This window comes from Chamaesiphon sp. OTE_20_metabat_361 (assembly GCF_031364565.1).
This window is the reverse complement of the sequence record NZ_JANLWO010000521.1, coordinates 1-1984: the sequence shown is the minus strand read 5'-3', so window position 1 is coordinate 1984 and position 1984 is coordinate 1. Positions and strand designations below refer to the sequence as shown.

Genomic DNA, 1984 nt, shown 5'->3' with positions numbered 1-1984 from the left:
AGCAATCCACTGTCATTAGCATTTATTCCGCAAGGGATCGCCCTGACTTTCTACGGTGTGGCTGGTACTTTGCTCGCTACTTATTTATGGGTGGCGATCGTCCTAGACATCGGCGGTGGTTATAATAAATTCGATCGCGAGGCTGGCGAGATTACCATTTTTCGGCATGGTTTCCCCGGTAAAAATCGGCGGATCGAACTTAAAAGTAAACTTGCTGATGCTCAAGCCGTCAGAGTCGATATCAAAGATGGACTCAGCCCGCGCCGCACGCTTTACGTGCGCATCAAAGGTCGTCGGGAAATCCCCCTAACTCGCGTCGGCGAACCAGTCTCGCTGACTGAATTAGAAACTCAAGGGGCAGACTTGGCAAGGTTTCTCGGGGTGCCGTTGGAGGGACTGTAAAAAAAATAGGGAATAGGGGATAGGGAATAGGGAATAGAGAGGGATCTAGAGCGAGATTGGAATTAATAAAGCATAAATTGACAGCAGGTTAAATTTAAGACTGTTGTGGGGAATTCCATCGTAACTCATATTCCCCTATCCCCTATCCCCTAATTGCGCTGAGCGAAGTCGAAGCATCCCCTATTCCCTATCCCCTATCCTCTATCCCCTATTCCCTGATACGATATAGTTACGAAAAACGTGGAGTTGAATCCGATGCAAGTTGCGCTCGAAACCATTATCAGCGATCCGCAGATCGATATCAGTCAAGGTAATAATCAGCGTCAGCTCTCGATCGAAGTATCAGCTTTAGCCGAACCAGAAGATCGTCAATTACCACTAAACTTGTGTCTGATTTTAGACCATAGCGGCTCGATGAAAGGTACGCCGCTAAGTACGGTCAAACAAGCGGCGCGGGAACTAATTAATGGCTTGAAACCTGAAGATCGGTTGTCAGTGGTGGCATTCGACCATCAGGCAGAAGTGATTGTCCCCTGTCAGCAAGTTACCGATCCGACGGAGATTTTTGCCCGAATCGACAAATTGCAAGCAGCAGGTGGTACCGCGATCGATGCCGGGATTAAACTCGGAATTACCCAATTAATTGAAGGTCGTAAAGATCGCGTTTCTCACGCCTTTATCCTCACCGATGGTGAAAACGAACACGGTGACGACGATCGGTGCATTAAGCTAGCAGGATTTGCCACTGAGAGTAATATTACGCTCAATACGCTGGGATTCGGCGAAAATTGGAATCAAAATATCCTCGAAAAAATTGCCGATACCGCCGCCGGAACTCTTGCTTACATTGAAGAAGCCGCACAAGCCGTCAGCGAATTTGGGCGGATCTTCAATCGGATGCAATCAGTCGGCTTGACTAATGCTTATCTCCAGATCTCACTCCAGCCCAAAGTCCGGCTTGCCGAACTCAAACCCGTAGCACAAGTAGCACCAGACACGATCGAGTTAGCTGTCGAAGATGATGGTAATCTTCAGGTAGTCCGGTTAGGTGACTTGATGAAAGATCTCTCGCGGGTGATTTTGGTGAATACTTATATCGGACAATTAGCTGAAGGCGAACAATCGATCGCTACTGTGCAAATCCGCTATGATGACCCAGCAAAAGGTTTAACCAATCTGCTGACGCCACCCGTCCAGGTGCATGTCAGTGTCACCCGCAATCATCAGCCAGCCGTCGATGAGAACGTCCAGCAGCAAACCCTCGCCCTAGCCAAATATCGGCAAACTCAACTCGCCGAACAAAAACTCCAACAAGGAGATCGCGCCGGAGCGGCAACGCTACTCCAAACTGCTGCCAAAACAGCCCTGCAAATGGGCGATACCAATGCGGCAACGGTATTGCAGTCTAACGCTACAATTCTCCAAGGTGGGGCGGATCTCTCTGAAGCTGAGAAGAAAAAAACGCGGATGGTTTCTAAAACAATTCTCCAGTAATTAAGCAAGTTGGCATAATTATTCTAGTATCTAAAATAATCTGAAACCCTGTTGCGTAGTCCCGTGTGCCCCCCCCCACCCCCCCCCA

The 1984-nt window shown here is 48.7% G+C and carries 2 protein-coding genes; both read left to right on the top strand.

Going from position 1 to position 1984, the window contains the following annotated elements:
- Window positions 1-402, top strand: a 402-nt coding sequence (locus RMO35_RS15075; RefSeq protein ID WP_309742148.1) for a photosystem I assembly protein Ycf4, incomplete at its 5' end; no start/stop codon positions are given.
- A 255-nt stretch (window positions 403-657) separates the two neighbouring features.
- Window positions 658-1896 carry a VWA domain-containing protein gene (locus RMO35_RS15070; protein ID WP_309742147.1) on the top strand — a complete coding sequence of 413 codons (1239 nt, stop codon included), beginning with the start codon at window positions 658-660 and terminating at the stop codon, window positions 1894-1896.
- Window positions 1897-1984 lie beyond the last annotated feature (88 nt).

Bases quoted from the DNA above. Each gene is read 5' to 3' on its own strand.
- RMO35_RS15070 (WP_309742147.1), top strand. From the start codon at position 658: ATGCAAGTTGCGCTCGAAACCATTATCAGCGATCCGCAGATCGATATC.